At 61.2% G+C, this 16,574-nt stretch carries 18 protein-coding genes; 5 read left to right on the top strand and 13 right to left on the bottom strand.

Annotated elements, in window-relative coordinates; genetic code table 11:
- Positions 1-14 precede the first annotated feature (14 nt).
- From RID42_12020 to RID42_11980, 9 genes are all read right to left on the bottom strand, one after another.
- Positions 15-1,226, bottom strand: a complete 1,212-nt coding sequence (locus RID42_12020; protein MEQ8248395.1) for an NAD(P)/FAD-dependent oxidoreductase — start codon at positions 1,224-1,226, stop codon at positions 15-17.
- Between the two features lie 282 nt (positions 1,227-1,508).
- Positions 1,509-2,624, bottom strand: a complete 1,116-nt coding sequence (gene flhB, locus RID42_12015) for a flagellar biosynthesis protein FlhB (GenBank protein MEQ8248394.1) — start codon at positions 2,622-2,624, stop codon at positions 1,509-1,511.
- Positions 2,624-3,388: a flagellar biosynthetic protein FliR gene (gene fliR / locus RID42_12010; protein MEQ8248393.1), complete on the bottom strand. Its 765-nt coding sequence runs from the start codon at positions 3,386-3,388 to the stop codon at positions 2,624-2,626. Before fliR ends, flhB begins: the two co-directional genes overlap by 1 nt.
- A 14-nt stretch (positions 3,389-3,402) precedes the next feature.
- The gene (gene fliQ / locus RID42_12005) at positions 3,403-3,669 is read right to left on the bottom strand and encodes a flagellar biosynthesis protein FliQ (GenBank protein ID MEQ8248392.1); all 267 of its coding nucleotides are present in this window, start codon (positions 3,667-3,669) and stop codon (positions 3,403-3,405) included.
- 2 nt (positions 3,670-3,671) lie between these two features.
- Entirely contained in the window at positions 3,672-3,989 is a 318-nt protein-coding gene (locus RID42_12000; GenBank protein MEQ8248391.1) for a flagellar hook-basal body complex protein FliE, read from the bottom strand.
- Between the two features lie 27 nt (positions 3,990-4,016).
- Positions 4,017-4,439, bottom strand: a complete 423-nt coding sequence (gene flgC, locus RID42_11995) for a flagellar basal body rod protein FlgC (GenBank protein MEQ8248390.1) — start codon at positions 4,437-4,439, stop codon at positions 4,017-4,019.
- A gap of 22 nt (positions 4,440-4,461) precedes the next feature.
- The gene (gene flgB / locus RID42_11990; protein ID MEQ8248389.1) at positions 4,462-4,866 is read right to left on the bottom strand and encodes a flagellar basal body rod protein FlgB; all 405 of its coding nucleotides are present in this window, start codon (positions 4,864-4,866) and stop codon (positions 4,462-4,464) included.
- 128 nt (positions 4,867-4,994) lie between these two features.
- On the bottom strand, positions 4,995-5,510 hold the full coding sequence (locus RID42_11985; GenBank protein MEQ8248388.1) for a hypothetical protein: 516 nt from the start codon (positions 5,508-5,510) through the stop codon (positions 4,995-4,997).
- A gap of 210 nt (positions 5,511-5,720) precedes the next feature.
- Complete coding sequence (locus RID42_11980) at positions 5,721-6,248, bottom strand: hypothetical protein (GenBank protein ID MEQ8248387.1); 528 nt, start codon at positions 6,246-6,248, stop codon at positions 5,721-5,723.
- Here RID42_11980 and RID42_11975 point away from each other — a divergent pair, their 5' ends adjacent.
- The 5 genes from RID42_11975 (at position 6,249) to fliP (ending at position 10,571) form a co-directional block, all read left to right on the top strand.
- Entirely contained in the window at positions 6,249-8,696 is a 2,448-nt protein-coding gene (locus RID42_11975; GenBank protein MEQ8248386.1) for a CHASE2 domain-containing protein, read from the top strand. It begins immediately after the preceding gene.
- 113 nt (positions 8,697-8,809) lie between these two features.
- On the top strand, positions 8,810-9,115 hold the full coding sequence (locus RID42_11970; GenBank protein ID MEQ8248385.1) for an EscU/YscU/HrcU family type III secretion system export apparatus switch protein: 306 nt from the start codon (positions 8,810-8,812) through the stop codon (positions 9,113-9,115).
- Complete coding sequence (locus tag RID42_11965) at positions 9,112-9,411, top strand: hypothetical protein (protein MEQ8248384.1); 300 nt, start codon at positions 9,112-9,114, stop codon at positions 9,409-9,411. Before RID42_11970 ends, RID42_11965 begins: the two co-directional genes overlap by 4 nt.
- Positions 9,412-9,430: 19 nt before the next feature.
- Positions 9,431-9,820 carry a flagellar biosynthetic protein FliO gene (locus RID42_11960; GenBank protein ID MEQ8248383.1) on the top strand — a complete coding sequence of 130 codons (390 nt, stop codon included), beginning with the start codon at positions 9,431-9,433 and terminating at the stop codon, positions 9,818-9,820.
- Positions 9,810-10,571 (top strand): flagellar type III secretion system pore protein FliP, encoded by a 762-nt coding sequence (fliP, locus tag RID42_11955; GenBank protein ID MEQ8248382.1) that lies wholly within the window; start codon positions 9,810-9,812, stop codon positions 10,569-10,571. Before RID42_11960 ends, fliP begins: the two co-directional genes overlap by 11 nt.
- A gap of 51 nt (positions 10,572-10,622) precedes the next feature.
- On the opposite strand, the gene RID42_11950 is transcribed toward fliP, so the two are convergent.
- The 4 genes from RID42_11950 to fliM form a co-directional block, all read right to left on the bottom strand.
- Positions 10,623-14,144 carry a hypothetical protein gene (locus tag RID42_11950; protein ID MEQ8248381.1) on the bottom strand — a complete coding sequence of 1,174 codons (3,522 nt, stop codon included), beginning with the start codon at positions 14,142-14,144 and terminating at the stop codon, positions 10,623-10,625.
- Between the two features lie 91 nt (positions 14,145-14,235).
- On the bottom strand, positions 14,236-15,006 hold the full coding sequence (locus RID42_11945; protein MEQ8248380.1) for a hypothetical protein: 771 nt from the start codon (positions 15,004-15,006) through the stop codon (positions 14,236-14,238).
- A 9-nt stretch (positions 15,007-15,015) separates the two neighbouring features.
- A complete protein-coding gene (locus RID42_11940; protein MEQ8248379.1) occupies positions 15,016-15,468 on the bottom strand; it encodes a DUF6468 domain-containing protein in 453 nt (150 codons plus the stop codon).
- A complete protein-coding gene (gene fliM, locus RID42_11935; GenBank protein MEQ8248378.1) occupies positions 15,468-16,574 on the bottom strand; it encodes a flagellar motor switch protein FliM in 1,107 nt (368 codons plus the stop codon). Before fliM ends, RID42_11940 begins: the two co-directional genes overlap by 1 nt.

Here is a 16,574-nt window from a genome sequence, read left to right as displayed (position 1 = left end):
AATTCAGTGTCGATCTAGCCCGCGATTTGGGCGGATTCGCGGATGCCTGCGATCATCGACGAACGCAGGAGAAACGCCCGCGCCCGTTCGGGGTCGGCCACCGTCGCCTGCATGTCGGATAGGATCGCGCGGCGTTCGTCTGGATCGCGGATTTGCATCCGGCGATGGTTCTTGTCGGCTTGGTCGTTCACGTAAGTCGCCGCCACCGGCCGGCGTTGGCGGTCGTAGAGTGCCAAAAGGTCGGACGTGTCCCCGTGCCAGAGGCGCTTGAGTTTGTCAGCGAGATTGACCGCGTCGTGGATGCCGCAATTCATCCCCATTCCCCCGTTGGGGCTGTTGAGGTGCGCGGCATCGCCGGCCAATGCCATCCGGCCGACGCTAAACTGAGTCGTCACCCGCTGGTGGACACGGTACATGCCCCGCGAATCGATCGCGTAGGGTTCCGCGCGGGGCACGATGGCGTTGAAGTGGGCCTGAATGGCCGAATCGGAAAGCGACTCCTCGGGCGCAGCTCCAGGGCGCGGGCGAATGCCCGAACGCCACTTCCCCGGCACCCGCAGCAGGCTGAAGCTCCCCTCATCGGTCCACACATAATTGACGCCAGAAAGACCTTCGTAGTGATCCTCAAAGGGAAAGTCGGCGATGGTCGCAACCATGAGCATTGTCTCGTAGGTCTTGCCGCCAAACCCCAACCCGAGCGTCTTGCGCACAATGCTATGGGCGCCGTCAGCGCCCACGAGATAGCGCCCATGAACGACCTCGCGTTCGCCGCTAGCGTCAAGGGTGACGCTGACAGAGTCGTCGTCCTGCGCGACGGCAACGGCAGTTGCACCGAAGCGCAGAGCGGTGGGATCGAGCACCTTGAGCTTCTCGGCAAGAAACCGAACTGCGTGGACTTGTTCGCACTGAAGCCGGTAGGGATGACGGGTCTCCCCGCCGAGGATTCCAAGATCGAAAACGGCGCGCTCGCCGGTCTCTTTGATGCGCCATTGCCATGTCCGCGCGACCGCGCCGTTGGCCAACAGATGGTCCACCACGCCGAGGTCGTCCATGAAGTCGAGTGTCGGGGGATGCCAGGTCGAGGCCCGCATATCGGTGGGTACGTCGGCCTCGCTTTCGATCACCAATACCGGAAGACCTGCCAGGGCGAGTGTATAGGCGCACGTCAATCCTACCGGCCCCGCGCCGATGATGATTGTCCGGTCATTTCTTTTGGTCGTCGTCATCGATTCGGCCTACCGACCCTATTTTGCGATACCGGAAGGACTAACACGCGACCGAAATAGTTCAAGAAAAGGACGCTCCTGCCCATGGCAATCGGCCCCTTTCCCGCGCGAGCAGTCAAACCGGCGCGGCGTCCCCCGCCCCACCTCGATGCGGACAACCTCCAAGTTCTGAGATCTTGGCCGATGTTCGAGATATGTTCTTCCGCGATATGCGTTTCAGTGTCGCGCTATGCGCCTGCGCAGAGCAAATGCGGATGACCGGTGGCGGGTCAGTGGTGCGCCCTAAGCGTCGGCGTGGACGGCGGCGGGTTCTTCGGTGAACTTGCGGCGAATGGCATCGCCCTTGATTTTCATCACGTAGCCGATGACTTCGGCCACCGCTTTGTAATGGTCGGCCTGGACCTCTTGGCCGATTTCGACGGATGCGTAGATCGCCCGGGCGAGCGGCGGGTTTTCGATGATGGGAATATCGTGCTCCTCGCCTGTTTCACGGATGCGAAGCGCAACCGCGTCGGTTCCCTTGGCGACCAATTTGGGCGCGGCCATGGTCGCGGCTTCGTACTGCAGCGCGACGGCAAAGTGAGTTGGGTTCGTGATGATGACGTCGGCGCTCGGTACTGCCGCCATCATCCGCTGACGGGCTCGCTCGGCGCGCAACGCCCGAATGCGGGCTTTGACCTGGGGATCGCCGTCGGTGTTTTTGTTCTCGTCCTTGATGTCCTGTTTGGACATCATGAGCCCCTTTTTGTGTTCGTATTTTTGATACCAAAAGTCCGCCAAACCGACGAACAGCATGATGACGACGATCGGGATCAACATACGCACGGCTTCGGCGCGGACGATCACAAAGAGTTCCCGGAGATCCACGGCCATCAACTGCGACAGGAGCGTTTGCTCGGGCAGGATCAGGAAAATGATGACGCCGCCCAAGATGACGAGCTTGAGGATGCTCTTGACCAAGTCCACGACGGAACGCGGCGAGAACAGACGTTTGGCGCCGGCGATGGGGGAAATCTTGCTGAACTTCGGCTTTGTTTGTTCCCAGGAGAAGACGAAACCTTGTTGCAGGAGATTTGCGGCAAGGGCGGCCACGATGATTAGCGCGACCGGCGGTGCCAATAGCAAGATGAGCTTGACGCCGATCGTTTGGCTTATTTCGATGAGATGCGCAGGGTCTGTCGGTATCGTGTGCGGCGACTCCAAAAACGGCAAGATGACTTGCCCGACGCCGTGAAGAACGCCGCGACCGAATATGATGACCAACGCCGTGACGGCGAACAGAATGAAGAAATGATTCAGTTCCTGCGACTTGGCGACCTGCCCTTTCTTGTGGGCTTCGTCCAACCGTTTGGCGGTCGGGTCTTCGGTTTTTTGGGATTTATCCTGTTCGTCAGCCATTAGCGGTCCGCCAACAGTTCCGAAAAGAGAACCTCAAAATGGTCGAGGAACCAAATCATTGCCGGTGCCAGCACCAGGCCGAGGATGATCAACGCCAAAAAAATCTGAAGCGGAATCGCGATGAAGAAGATCTGAATTTGCGGCAAGAGGCGGGCGAGAATCCCCAGCCCGATATAGAAGACGAGGCCGAAGACGATAAACGGCGCGGCAATCTGAATACCAACGCGGAATGACCCGGACACGTAACGAATGGCAAGTGCGGCGAAATCGCCCATGGACGGCAGTTGGCCCGGCGTAAACAGCACGTACGAATCCGCAAGGGCGCGGATCATCATCATGTGCAAACCGCTGGCGAAGACCAGAACGAGCCCTAAGATCGTAAGAAACGTCGCAATCAACGCTCCTTGCGTTCCTTGGGTCGGGTCGACAAAGAGCGCAAAACCGAGGCTCGACTGAAAGGCGATCACAGTGCCCGCAACATGGAGGGCGCTCATGGTCATGCGCGCGGCGGTGCCGATCATCACGCCAACGACGATCTCACCGAGAATCAGAAGCAATAGCTCCAACGGCGTTGCCGGCAGGATCGGCAGCGTGCCGATCACCAGTGGTGAAATAACGATCGTCAGAACGATCGCCACCACCAGCCGTATCTGAATCGAAACATAGGCCTCGCCGATCCCTGGCATCAGCATCAGCGCGGCAGACAGCCGAGCAAAAACCAAAAACACCGCGAAAACGTCGAGCGGCAGAAGTTCAGCCAGCATCGGCCGCTCTCAATTTAGGTGCCGGTAATGATGAGTTGCGAGATCCGCTCCATGAACTCGGTGACCTGACGGATCATGAAGGGCAGCAGGATCAGCAGCGCCACGAACGTGACGAGAATCTTGGGAACGAACGTCAGCGTCATTTCCTGGATTTGGGTCAACGCTTGGAACAGGGCGATGCCCAGACCCACCGCGAGGCTGATCATCATGAGCGGGCCGACCGTCAGGAGTAGAACAGTAATGCCGTCCCGGGAGAGATCGAGGAACTCACCGACATTCATGGCTAGATCGGCATCCGAATAATGTTCTGGTAGGCCTGAATAATCCGGTCGCGGACGGCGATTGCCGTCTCGAGAGTAACTTCGGCATTGGTCACCGCAGTAACCACATCGACGATATCGGTACTCTTGTTGAGCGATTTGGTCGCCTGGAGTTCGGAGGTATTGGTGCGGTCAATGCCATCGACGGCGACTTGGCGCATCAGTTCGGAAAAGCTTTGTCCGTTGACCTTCGGCGTCCCGACGCCGTTCGGCTGAAACGCCTGGTTTTTCACCGCGCCCGCGGCCGGAAACGCAACGTTCAAGATGGGAGCTGTCGCCATGTCAGGGTCCTCTTAAGGGAAAACGCGTTAGCTATTGAGAATGCCGATGGTGCGCATCAGCATCGATCGGGCGGTTTCGAGCGCGTTGATGTTGGCTTCGTAGCTGCGCTGCGCTTCGCGCATATCCATCGCTTCGATCAACGAATTGACGTTCGGTCTAAGCACGTAACCGTCTTCGTCGGCACCTGGGTGACCGGGGTCGTATTCTTTTCTGAAGTCCGACCGGTCGAACCCGACCTTCTTGATCTTTACCAAATCGACGTTTTGTTCGCGGTCCAGCACGCTCTTGAAAGAAACCGTCTTGCGGCGGTACGGATCGAGACCGGGCGCTTGCGGGAGCGAGTTGGCGTTTGCCAAGTTCTCCGAGATAACGCGCATGCGTTCACTTTGGGCCCGCAGACCGGAAGCGGACACCATGATCGACTTGATGAGTTGCGTCTCGTTAGCCATGTCCTAATCCTTTGTTCCCGTCCTAAGCACCGCGACCGAGGGCCGTTCGCAGCATTCCGACATGTTTGCGGTAGAGCCGGGTCATCAACTCGTAGTCGACCTGGGTGGCGGATACGAGCATCGCTTGTTCTTCAAGCACGACGCCGTTGCCCGACGGCTCCGAGGTGTACTTCTTGTCTTCCTTGCCGCGGAGTTCGCCGTCGCGCGCCCCTGGATCGGCGATGTGCTGCGGACTGGACACTTTCATCTTGAGTCTCTTGCCCTGACCGCGGGCAAGGTCGGCGAAATCCAGTGGGGCCAAATCGTGGGCGATATAGTCCGGCGTGTCGGCGTTGGCGATGTTCTGGGAGATCACTTTCTGGCGCTGGTTGAGCCAGTCCATCTGGGTCGTGATCATCTTCAGGACGGGTATTTTGTTGAGATCCATGGGCTCTTCCGCCGTCGCGGTAAATTTCCGATTGGCACCCATTTTCGGGCATCTGCGTTAAGGAAAGGTAAAGTTTGCCGCCCTGGACGCCTTTGCCGGGCAGCAATTGCCTATCAACCCACCAGCACCTAGAGTGCGGGATACCGGAGCAGGGCCCCATGCCGGTGATGTGTCTGTTTGCGTTGTGTTTGGTAAAAAAAGGGGACTTTGCTATGACCGGGCCGCACCGGATCGCTGCGTTCTTCACCGTCGGTCTTTTGCTCGCGTTGCTGTGGCCCGGCGGCGTCCACGCGCAAAATGACGGGTGGACGGCCCAAACCGTGAACGGTTCGGTGCAAGTAGCACGAAGTGCGGCGGATCCCGGTCAAGCCCTCGTCGTCGGCGAAATGGTTTCGTCTACGGCCGTCATCACGACCGGCCTCCGAAGTAGCGCGACCATCGAGAGAAACGGCGACCGCATCGATATTGCGGCCAGCACTCGTATCGAACTTCAACCCGACTCCACGTCGACCACGGTTCTTCAAGCCTTTGGCCGGGCTGTCTACGATGTGGTCAGCGGTCGCGGCCCCCGATTCAAAGTTAGGACGCCCTTTCTCGTTGCCGGTGTCAAAGGTACGACGTTCGCCGTCACCGTAATCGGCCAAACCGCCACGGTCAGCGTCAGCGAGGGCGTTGTGGGCGTATCGCCGCCGACGGAATCGGGCGACTTTCAAAGCGCTGACGTGACCGCGGGTCTTTCTGCCAACGTCGGCTTTGGCCCCGGCGGACTGTCGCTGACAGTTGGCGCAACGCCACCGGGACAGGACCCATCGTCTACGCGCGGCAACTTGGACGCGGCCCCCGGCGGATCGCGGTCAGCGGCGCCTGGACGCGGCGATGGCCAGGCGGTCCAGGCCGGCGCGCGCGGTGCGGCAAACGGACGGGGCAACACTGGGCAAGGAAACGGCAACGCGCAGAGCCTCAACTCCGGAGGCGTGAACGTCAGTGTCGGCGCAGCCGGGGGCAATGGCGGCGGTAATGGTGGCGGCAACGCCGGTGGTAATGGTGGCGGCAACGCCGGGGGCAATGGCGGCGGGAACGCCGGTGGCAATGGTGGCGGCAACGCCGGTGGCAATGGCGGCGGGAATGCCGGTGGCAATGGTGGCGGCAACGCCGGTGGCAATGGCGGCGGGAACGCAAGCGGGAATGGTGGCGGCAACGCCGGTGGCAATGGCGGCGGCAACGCCGGTGGCAATGGTGGCGGCAACGCCGGTGGCAATGGTGGCGGCAATGGCGGTGGCAACGCCGGTGGCAATGGCGGCGGCAACGCCGGTGGCAATGGCGGCGGCAACGCCGGTGGCAATGGCGGCGGCAACGGTGGGGGCAATGGGCCCTAGTTCCACGTGCGTCGCTCCTTGATCCCTTTGGCGGTCTTTGGAACCGCCGCAATCGCCTACCTCTCGGGGACGCTTGAGTTCGTCGAACGCGCACTTATCGATTTGCGCTTTTCAGTGGTGCAACGCAGCGTATCGGGAAACCTGGCGGTCATCACGATCGATGCAGAGAGCATCGCTCGGATCGGCGTTTGGCCCTGGCCCCGGACGTTTCACGCCCAGCTGCTCAACGTCTTGCACGAAATGGATACCGGGCCGATTGCCATCGACGTGGATTTCAGCACCCGTTCCACGGAACGGCAGGACTCGGATTTGGAAGTTGCGCTCGCCGACCTCCAAACGCCTGCTATTTTGCCGACGTTTCGACAGTTCGCCGAACCGTCGAGCGCCGAAAAGGTGGTCGCCTCCCTGCCCCTCCCTCGATTTGCCCGCCACGCGAGCCTCGCGTCGATCAACGTAAGACCCGATGCAGACGGTGCGGTCAGAATGGTCGAACCAGTCCAGGACTTCGGCGATCTAATTTTCCCGTTCCTGGGCGTCCGACTGGCGGCTACCCAGGTCCTCGGCCACAGCCCTTTCTATATCGATTACGGCATCCGAGTTTCCGATCTTGCCGTCTACTCGTTTTTCGACGTCCTTTCCGGGCAAGTTAGCCCGGACGCGCTGCGAGACCGTCGAATCCTGATCGGGTCGTCCGCGGTCGAACTGGGCGATCAAATTGCGGTGCCGCACTACCGAGCCTTGCCCGGCGTTTTCGTACAGGCGTTAGCCTTCGAATCGGTAGTGCAAAACCGCGAACTCACCCGCTTGCCGCGGTGGGTCGTCCTGCTCCTGACGCTCGGTGGGTCCGTCGGCGCATTTTGGGCGTTGCGACGGTTGTCTTGGAAACCGGCGTCGTTGGCTTGTGCCGGATCGATCACCGGTCTCGTCATCCTGACATTCGCCTGCCAGGCCGCCACGACCATCCTGTTCGATACCGCTCCCCTGATTGTTGCTATAACACTGAGCTACGGAGCGTCTTTGGTCTCGACGATCGGACGGCAAGCTCAAGCAATTGTGCTCCAAACCGAGGAGACCGGTCTTTGGCGGCGGCGGCTTTCTGCCGTTTTTGAAACCAGCCGGGATGCCATCATCAGTGTCGGTCGAAGCGGCGAGATTCGCGGCCTTAGCGGTTCCGCTGCGCGACAATTCGGTGCGGAACAAATCGACCAACCCCGAACGTTGAAAGACCTCATGCCCTTACCGCCCGGCGCCATCCCGGGTGGGTCGAGCAACGAGGCGCTGGGCAAGCGCCAAGACGGCACGTTCTTCACTGCAGAGGTCTCGGTCGCTCCAGTGGGAGACGATGAACGACTAGCGGTTATCCACGACACCACTGATCGAAAACTGCTGGAAAGAGAAGCGGAGCGCTTCTTGAACCTGTCGCAGGACTTGGTCGCGGTACTGGATCTCGACGGACGTATTCAGCGGCTTAACCCGACTTGGAAGCGGGTGCTGGGTCATACCGCGGAATCGCTGATCGGAAACAATCTCAGTCTGATGTTGGGTGGTGCCGGACGACGCGAACTTGGCGACCTGATCGGCAATCAGTCGCAACGAGAAATTTCAATATCGTTCGAAGCTACCCTGAACGCCAAGAACGGCAAACCCCGGCGATTCCATTGGATCGCCGTCGCCTCGCCCGACGACGCGGCGATTTTCGTCACGGCCCGAGACATATCAGAACGCGAGAAAGTCGAGGAAATGAAAGATCGACTGGTTTCGGCCGTGAGCGAAGACCTTTTGCTACCACTCACAGCGTTGCGTGGGCTGATTCACGCCCTTGGGCGGGAGGACGACCACCTCGTCGATCGGCACAAGATCATTAATCTTGCTAGCCGCAACACGGAAACCGCTCTCCGGACGATAAACGACATCCTCGAACTGAAACGAATCGGAGAGGGCACCATAGAGAGTACGCGCCTTCCTGTGGACATCGGCGAGATCGTTCGAGAGATGATCAACAGCGCCGAAAAACGCGCCCTTGAGGCCAACGTCACAGTGACACTGACCGTCCGCGCGCGGGGTGTCTATGTTCTCGGTGATCGACAACAAATATGTCGCGTTGTCGCAAACCTTTTGGCGAACGCGATCGTCACAGCGCCGCCCGGATCCAACGTTACTCTAACCCTGGAAAGGGAAGGCCCCAGCGCGCTAATTTCGGTCCGCGATGAAGGAAACGGAATCCCCGCAATCCTTAGGGACCAAGTCTTCGAACCGTTCGGCGGATATAATGCTGGCAGCGAAGGCAGGAATAACATTGGCCTCTCCGTAGCCAAGAGTTTCGTGGAACGCCACCAGGGCACAGTGTCGTTCAAGACCGCTGAGGGACAGGGAACCACCTTTTTTGTGACACTTCCGGTGCACGCGGCTGAAATTACCTCTATCGATCGGCACGAAAACCGCCCACTGCACTAGCGGCAAGGGTCGGACGCCTCCAGATCGAGGCGCGTGTTTATCGTCACTATTAATCTCCGGTTAACCATAGCGGCGCTACCGTTCAGCCTTCGTTGACGGAAAGGCTTCCGCCTATGACCGGCGCATCGGCTTCACATATCAAGGCTGCGAGGGATGTCGCCGTCGCCGTCCAGGGCGAGAGTTCACAACCTGGCGAAACCGGGCACGTCGTCGCATCGGGCCACGGCGCCGTCGCGCGCCAAATTATCGAGATCGCCGCCCAGCACGGCATCGCGATTCGACAGGATGCCGATCTCGCTGAGGTTCTCGCCGTCCTGGAAACAGACAGCCCCATCCCGCCCGAGGTCATGGCGATCGTGGCCGAAATATTGGGTTACGTGTACCGCGCAAACAGCGAAGCATTGGCAGGTCAATCATGAAACACCCCGCTCTGAACCCCGCCGTCGAACTCAAACAACTCGGCGACCGGATCGACGACGCCTTGAGCCACGCGAAGGACGGCATGGCCGTGAACCTGAGCGACCTTGAAGAACGCGCGAGTGCGTTGTGCGAATACCTCCTGGCGCTTCCCGCCTTGGAGGCCCGCCCCTACGCAGTAAAATTAGAACGCTTGATTACCGGTCTGAACGCGCTTGAAGAGGCCATTGCCTCGAGCTTCGGCAACCTTGTCGCTAACGCAGTCGCCGTCGGTCCAGACCTGCGTCCCGGCAAATAGACGAGAGCGCTGAACCGATATGGATGTGGATCAGGTCGTACGGGGCCTGTTGGCCCTGGTTTTCGTCCTCGGACTCATCGGCGGCATCGCCTTGCTGGCCAAGCGATTTGGCTTCACGCCGCGAGTGACCCTGCCACGCGGCGGATCATCGGGCGCACGTAAGAACACCAAGGGACGCAGGCTCGACATTGTCGAAGTCCTGCCGGTCGATGCGAAGCGACGACTGATCTTGATCCGGCGCGACGACACCGAGCATCTGGTCCTCCTTGGTGCCGATCGCGACATGGTCGTTGAATCCGGCGTCCCGGCACCGGGTTCGCCCGATGGAGACTTCGCCGAAGAAAACCCAAGCGTGCGCGACGCGCTTCGACGCGGGAAAGGCCCGGGAGGCCAATACGATGTGGCGTAACCGATTCAGGATAGAGGCCTCACCACAGGTCTTTGGCTTCATCGTTTTGCTGGCGGCGCTCGTCGCTGCAGGCCCCGCGGCGGCCCAGGAATTTTCCCTCGATCTCGGCGGCGAGGCAGGGCCGCTTACCGGCCGAATCCTACAGATCATCGCGTTGGTGACGGTCATTGCGCTAGCGCCGTCGTTGCTAGTCGTGATGACGTCGTTCACCCGGATCGTTGTCGTTCTATCGCTTCTTAGGAGCGCGATGGGCGTCCAGCAAACGCCGCCCAATGTCGTGATTATCGGGCTCGCGCTGTTTCTCACGGGTTACGTGATGGCACCGACCTTCGAGAGCGCTTACCAAGAAGGCATCGTACCGTTGATAAACGACGAGATCAGCGAAGTCGAAGCGTTCACGCGGATCTCGGTGCCCGTCCATACCTTCATGCTCGGGCAGGTCCGGGAAAAAGACCTCGGCCTTTTCCTCGACCTTTCAGGTTCGGAGTTGCCGAGCGAACCGTCGACGACGCCGTTCCGTGCCTTGATACCGGCCTTCTTAATCAGCGAGTTGCGCCGGGCCTTCGAAATCGGATTCCTGCTCTTTATCCCGTTCATCATCATCGACATGGTCGTGGCATCGGTCCTGATGTCGATGGGCATGATGATGCTGCCGCCGATCCTGATATCGCTTCCTTTCAAACTGGTCTTCTTCGTTTTGGTCGATGGGTGGAACCTGGTCGCTAACAGCCTGGTTCTCAGTTTCGGATAGCGCCCCTTCCCTCCTCGCCTACTTCACTAGCCGACGCGTCGGCCGGCCCGGCTAGTTGATGGCGCCGACGCCATCCTGTTGAAGACCGCTGCGGTAGCGCTCCATGAACGAGTCGAGCGTACTGATTTGGGCGATTCTGCTGGAAACTTCCCTAAAGCCGATGGAAGCGCGGTCGGGATTCGATGTCAGAACCTCGAAGGCACTCGCGTCTTCGGTCGAGGCCATGAGAGAACCGTAGCGCTGCCGTACGTCGTCGATGGCAGCCCGGTCGTTGGCCAACGCATAGGCGACGGTCATTTGCATCACCCGGTTGCGTTCGTCTCGACTGAGGCTGGCACCGTCTTGGTGGCGCCGGCCTAAGACCGCTTCGAACGCCTGGGCTGCCTGCGGCCAGTTACTGGTTCGCCAAAAAATGTCCGCCCGCAACGCCGCCGCGTCTTTCGAATCGTCCTGAGCCAACAGGCGTTGGGCGTCTTCAAACCGCTGCAACTCGATAAAGGCGCGGGCCTGTAGATAGCGTCGCTCCCCAAGCAACGCGCCGGGGATCGCCCGGAACCTACTTTTGTCCAGCGATTCCAACGCCTTCTGCGGTTGACGGTCGAGCAGGTAAATCGCCGCGAGCTTGGCGGCGACCCGCGCTTTTTCAGCGCCGCGGAGCCGGAAATTGACCTGGAAGTCGATCAGCTCAGCCGCCCGGCCGAGTAAGTCGACCGAGACCAGCCGGTCCGCCAGATTTCGGACCATCTCGTCGCCGTCGCCGCCGACGGGGGTCAGTTCGCGAAAATCGAAATACAGACCGAGCGCGGCGACCGGTCCAAGTTTTTCCGACTCACCGTCGAGATAGAGTCGGCGGTAGATCGCTTCCATTTCATCGCCCGCGGCGCGCGCCTCGGGCGTGCCCTCAAACGTGTTGGAAATCGCGCGAAGAGTCTCCAGCGCGGCACGGTAGTTTCCGTTATCCAAGTGCATCGTCTTGAGTTTGGAAAGCAGGTCCAACTCGAACTGACCGCCACGCCAAACATGCGCCAATCGCTCTAAATGATCGATTGCGGTATCGCCATTCACCTCGCCCTGTTCCAGGCGGTAGTTGGTCATCGCGATCTCGGCTTCACCCCATGTCGGGCGGAATTTTTCCGCGACAACCTGCTCAAGCAATTCTATCCCGCCCTCGGCATCGCCTGCCAGGATTCGCGCTTGACCGAGCACGAGCTTAGCTTCGCTGACCTGGGCTGCCGACGCGCCGGGTTGTCGATCGAACCCAGTAAGTTCGGCCTGCACGGTGTCGATGTCGTCGATGGCAAGAGCTGCCTTGGCCGCCGATAGTTTGAACCGGGCCTGCAACGCCGGCGGGAACGACGAAACGGCAAACGAACCGATCGCAAACTCCTGGGCCGCTGCCTCCCATTCGCCGCGTTCGGCATATAGAGCGCCGCGCCATAGCGAGGCACCCGGATCGGCGCTGAATGCAGGATCGAGCAGGTCTTCCGCCGCCAATTCGGTCCGCCCCATCAATAGGCGCGACGCCCCGCGCAGGGCCTTGTAGGTCAGGTCCTGCTGGATCGCCGGATTCTCCGAAGCCAGAATACCTAGAACGCCGAGTGTCTCGGGTGCCAAGCTGTGGGCGAAGTAAAAACGCGCGAGATCCCATTGGGCCTCAGCACGCTGCGACTCCGGCGCCTCGGCAAGGGCGAGGTTGAGTTCCTGTAGGTGTTCGAAGTAATCGTCCTCGCCGCCGCGGGACCATTCGGCGTAGCGGAGCAGCGTATCGACCGAGGCCAGCACTGCGGTTTCGCCCGCCTCGTCATGGGCGCCGCCGGTGTCGGTCGCGTGTTCGGTGTCGCCGTGGCCGTCGGGCGCGTCGGTATGGCCGTCGTCCGCGGCGGCATCGTCGGATGCGGCACCATGCCCCGCGTCGGCCGCAGGCGCCGCCGCGCCATGCGGTTGCGATCCGGCTGCCGCGACCTGGAGCGGTTCCTGAAGCCCGTCTTCCGAAAGAAATAGTCCGTCGGGGCCGGTAATCCTCACTAGCCCACCGTCGACCGCCAGCGCGACATCGTCGGACCACGGTTCGACGGCCACGCCCTGGGCGGAGGCGAGAACCCGGAATTGCGCAAACGCCCGCTCGGCGGCGACACCAGCGCCGGACCGCAGCGACGGCACGACGGCAATGGAATCGCCGACCTCGGGATCGTCGAGGTCGATCCGATGCTCCGCTTCCGCCAACGGCAACGTAACGCGCGCCTGACCGGCACCGCCGGCCTCGCGACGGACGTCGATTGGATGCGCCGGTGCGGTCGGTGCGCGTCGGAAATCGATACGCCAAGTCCCGCCGACACGGGACGCCGATGCAAGCATTAAGTCCTTTTGGACCCGCATCCGAACGGCCGTTGCGCCGTCTACCTCGGCGGGCGTGGCGAGAAACACGGTTTCCGCGAGGGCTGCTGGGATCTCGGCCACATCGACGGCGCCTTCGCCATCGAACACTGCCCAAACAAATCCGGCACGTTCGAAGAAGGCTGCGGCCACCGGGCCGTCCCACTCGAACAGCGCCGATACGGTGCCGCTTTCCTGAACAAAACGTACCTTGAGGTCGCCTACGGTACCTGTGTCTGCCGCGTGTGCGACCGCGGCCTGGGCTGGCGGGGGCGCCGGGGCCCGTGCCCTTTCGACCGGCGCGACAGGCACCGCGGGCGGTGGCACGGGCGCGGCGCGCCGGGCCGGCGCGGACTCGGCTGCGGTCTGGGTTCGCGGTGCGCCCTCGCCCAGGATGTCGACGACGACCGAACGGCCGTTCCGGAAATGTCGCACCCGGCTGGTGTCTGCGACTTTAAGGGTGGCGGTCGATCCGTATTGCGCGGTGTCGCCGCTTGCAGAGGTAATGCGCGACAGTCGGCCCTCCGCCAACACCCGCGACATCCCGAAACTTGCGGCGCGGTCGAATCGGATCGAAACCGTGTCGCCGGTTTTTACAACCTCGTAGCCGACCTCGCCCGGCCAATCGAACACGACCCGCGTATAGCTATCATGGACGCCAGCGCGAACGCGGATGCTCGGCGCGTTCTGCGGCGCTGCCGGTGCTGGCGGTTGCGGCGCGGCCTGTTGCGGCGGTGCCCGGCGAACAGGCGGGGCTGCGGCCCGCGGTGGCGGTGCGGTCGCGGCCGACTGTGGGACGGCGAAATCGAAAATAATCGACCGGCCGTTCGCCGTCGTCTTGATCTGATACGCGTCGCTCAGGAGGAGCGTCACCGAACGGCCGTCCTCCTCGATTCTGGCATCCAGCACGAGATCGCCAAGCACGTTGGTAATCGCCGAAAGGTCCGCGACCAACGGCCGGCCGAACTCGATGACTAGAAGATCGCCCCCACCGCGCGCGTCATAGGGGACCGGCGCGGGCCAGTCGAACACGATGCGCGCGAAGGTGGGCCCCTGGAAGGCCCGTGCCAGCACGGTTTCCTGCGCCAGACCGTCGAACGGGGTCAGCCCCGCGCAAAGGCCCGCCATAAGGGCTACGGCCTGCAATAGCCTCGCTTCGACGCGCATCAACCAGAATTGCTTTTTTTTCGCGGTCGCCACAAACCCCGACCGGTTGCCGACATTGACTAGACGAACAATATCAACAGTTTACGGCACACAGAAGCGATACCGCGCGATGATAGATGGGGGATCAGCTTCCCTGACCGCCGGTACCAGGTGCCGCTGCGCCCTGAGGCGCGGGCCCCGCCCCGTTTTCGCCCGATTCGAGCCGCTCCGGGAGCTGTTTGCGGGTTCTGATCTCGGTCGTCACCGTGGTCGCGCGTTGCGGCGTCATCGCGGCGAGAACCGGTGCCAGTCGCCGTTCGTTCATCAGTTCGGCAACATCGAGCAGGATATCGAGATCGAGTTCATTGAAGATACGCGCGGCTTCCTTGGGTTTCATGGTCTCGTAGACCCGAACCAGGCTGCGGAGTTTCCCTTCTTCCTGGGCATCGTGTTGTTGGATGAGGGAATCGATCTTGGCTTCAATTTGGCGCAGTTCGGCGATCTTGTCTTCAATCCGCTTTTCGGCGGCCTCCAGCAGGTTCTCGCGGATATCGAGCTCCCGGGCCCGCAACTCGAGCTGTTCGCGCCGTGCCGACAGATCTTGCAGGAGTTGGACCTCGGCTTCGGTAAATATCTGCCCACCGGATTGATCGGCCGGCCTGCCGGTATCGTCGGCACTGGATTGGGTCAGGGCGTCGTCGTCCGCCGACTCGCTTCCGGCAGCCGATTCTCCGGCTCCGCCGGTATCGTTGGCAAAAGGGTCCTCTTCGGTCGCGGGCTCGGCTGCCTGCGCCGCCTGTACCACCAAGGGAGGCCCAAATCGCTCGGCCTCCGACCACAGTCCACTGACCTTGACGCCAAAGGCGGCAAAGGCGAGGACGATAACAATCGGCAGGAGACGGAGTTTGCGGAACATGGGTATCCTTTAGCGCGCCTGCTGGAGCGCAACCATCAGTTGGCGTTCGCTTTCGCTCGCCGTGCGCGCAATTGCCTTTCCGGTCGTGGCCGTTCTTTTGGGCTTCGGGGCCGACCGTTTAGGCGCAGCCTCCGTGGGGCGAGACCGCTCGTCGATGGATGCGTCGAGCCTTTCCGCCAGCGTTTGCGCCGCCTGAGTCACGTAAACAAGGTCGCCCTTTAGGGCACGTGCCTCGTCGATGCGTTCGCTCAAGGCGTTGGAAAGTTCGCTCCCGGTCGACTTAATCGACAGGAGCCCTGCCTGCGCCCGTTCGGTCGCCGAGGTAAATTCGGTCATCAACTTCTTCATCGTCGCGTTAGACCGACGGACCTCGTTAAGGCGCGCGTAGAGTACGACGCAGTATCCGATGGTGATCAGCAGAAGGATGGCGACGGCGCCATCTAGCAGAACCGGGAGATCCATCAGTTCCTATCCTCATTTCTAATCTGATCCGTTACGCGAATGGCCATGGTGCTGCCGACACGTCCCATGCGGCCCACAAGGAGCGGCACGCCGCCGCAGCGGAGTTCGACCTCCGAATCCCGGGTACAGTTGAACATCACGGTATCACCGACTTCGAGGTCCATGACTTTGCCTAGCTTCATCACCATGTCGTCCAATACGGCCTCGATCTGAACCTGGGTGTACCAAAGCTCGGTCGCCAAGTGGCCTTCCCAAATGGAGTCGCGGCCAAACTTCTCGCCCATGAACATCTGCAGCAACAGCTCGCGAACTGGTTCTAGCGTGGCATAGGGCAGCAAGAGTTCGATGCGCCCGCCGCGATCCTCCATATCGACCCGAAGGCGAATCAGAATGGCGGCGTTCGCCGGCCGAGCGATCGTGGCGAAGCGTGGATTGGTTTCGAGTCGGTCGTAGGCGAACGTTACCGGGCTCAGCGGTTCGAACGCGGCGCTCAGGTCGTGCAGGACGACCTCGACCATCGTTTCGACCAGCGATCGTTCGATCGTCGTATAGGGTCGGCCTTCGATACGCATCGCCGCCGTTCCCCGCCTGCCGCCCAAAAGAACGTCGACAATCGAGTAAATCAGCGACGAATCGACCGTCAGCAGACCGTAGTTATCCCATTCCTGGGCGCGAAAAACGCCAAGGATGGCCGGGAGAGGAATGGAATTGAGGTAATCGCCGAAACGGATCGAGGTAATGTTGTCGAGCGATACTTCGACGTTGTCCGAGGTAAAGTTGCGCAGCGAGGTCGTCATCATACGCACGAGACGGTCGAAGACCACCTCGAGCATCGGCAGCCGTTCGTAGGAAACCAGCGCGGAATTGACGATCGCCCGGATCCCGGTGCGCTCGGAGTCGTCGCCGAAACCGGAGTCGAATCCTAGGAGATTGTCGATCTCGTCTTGATTGAGAACGCGTCCCGAGGCGTCGTCGCCGCCGGCAAGCTCGTCCCATTCCGAAGCGACTTCAGCATCTGCGGTGCCACCACCCTCCTCCTCTTGGAGGGCTTTCTCCCATTCGGCGGCAATATCGTCCGCGGGTGCATCGGTTTCTGTATTCGCCAT

It is taken from the genome of Alphaproteobacteria bacterium, assembly GCA_040216735.1.
Classification (GTDB): Bacteria; Pseudomonadota; Alphaproteobacteria; order SHVP01; family SHVP01; genus CALJDF01.
Note: the sequence above shows the minus strand (reverse complement) of the source record. Positions and strands in the feature narration are given on the sequence as shown.

Coding starts and splice junctions, on each gene's coding strand:
- flhB (MEQ8248394.1), bottom strand. CDS start 2,624: ATGGCTGACGAACAGGATAAATCCCAAAAAACCGAAGACCCGACCGCC.
- RID42_11960 (MEQ8248383.1), top strand. CDS start 9,431: ATGGATGTGGATCAGGTCGTACGGGGCCTGTTGGCCCTGGTTTTCGTC.
- RID42_11940 (MEQ8248379.1), bottom strand. CDS start 15,468: ATGGATCTCCCGGTTCTGCTAGATGGCGCCGTCGCCATCCTTCTGCTG.
- RID42_11945 (MEQ8248380.1), bottom strand. CDS start 15,006: ATGTTCCGCAAACTCCGTCTCCTGCCGATTGTTATCGTCCTCGCCTTT.
- flgC (MEQ8248390.1), bottom strand. CDS start 4,439: ATGGCTAACGAGACGCAACTCATCAAGTCGATCATGGTGTCCGCTTCC.
- fliP (MEQ8248382.1), top strand. CDS start 9,810: ATGTGGCGTAACCGATTCAGGATAGAGGCCTCACCACAGGTCTTTGGC.
- RID42_11965 (MEQ8248384.1), top strand. CDS start 9,112: ATGAAACACCCCGCTCTGAACCCCGCCGTCGAACTCAAACAACTCGGC.
- fliM (MEQ8248378.1), bottom strand. CDS start 16,574: ATGGCGAATACAGAAACCGATGCACCCGCGGACGATATTGCCGCCGAA.
- RID42_12000 (MEQ8248391.1), bottom strand. CDS start 3,989: ATGGCGACAGCTCCCATCTTGAACGTTGCGTTTCCGGCCGCGGGCGCG.
- fliQ (MEQ8248392.1), bottom strand. CDS start 3,669: ATGAATGTCGGTGAGTTCCTCGATCTCTCCCGGGACGGCATTACTGTT.
- fliR (MEQ8248393.1), bottom strand. CDS start 3,388: ATGCTGGCTGAACTTCTGCCGCTCGACGTTTTCGCGGTGTTTTTGGTT.
- flgB (MEQ8248389.1), bottom strand. CDS start 4,866: ATGGATCTCAACAAAATACCCGTCCTGAAGATGATCACGACCCAGATG.
- RID42_11970 (MEQ8248385.1), top strand. CDS start 8,810: ATGACCGGCGCATCGGCTTCACATATCAAGGCTGCGAGGGATGTCGCC.
- RID42_12020 (MEQ8248395.1), bottom strand. CDS start 1,226: ATGACGACGACCAAAAGAAATGACCGGACAATCATCATCGGCGCGGGG.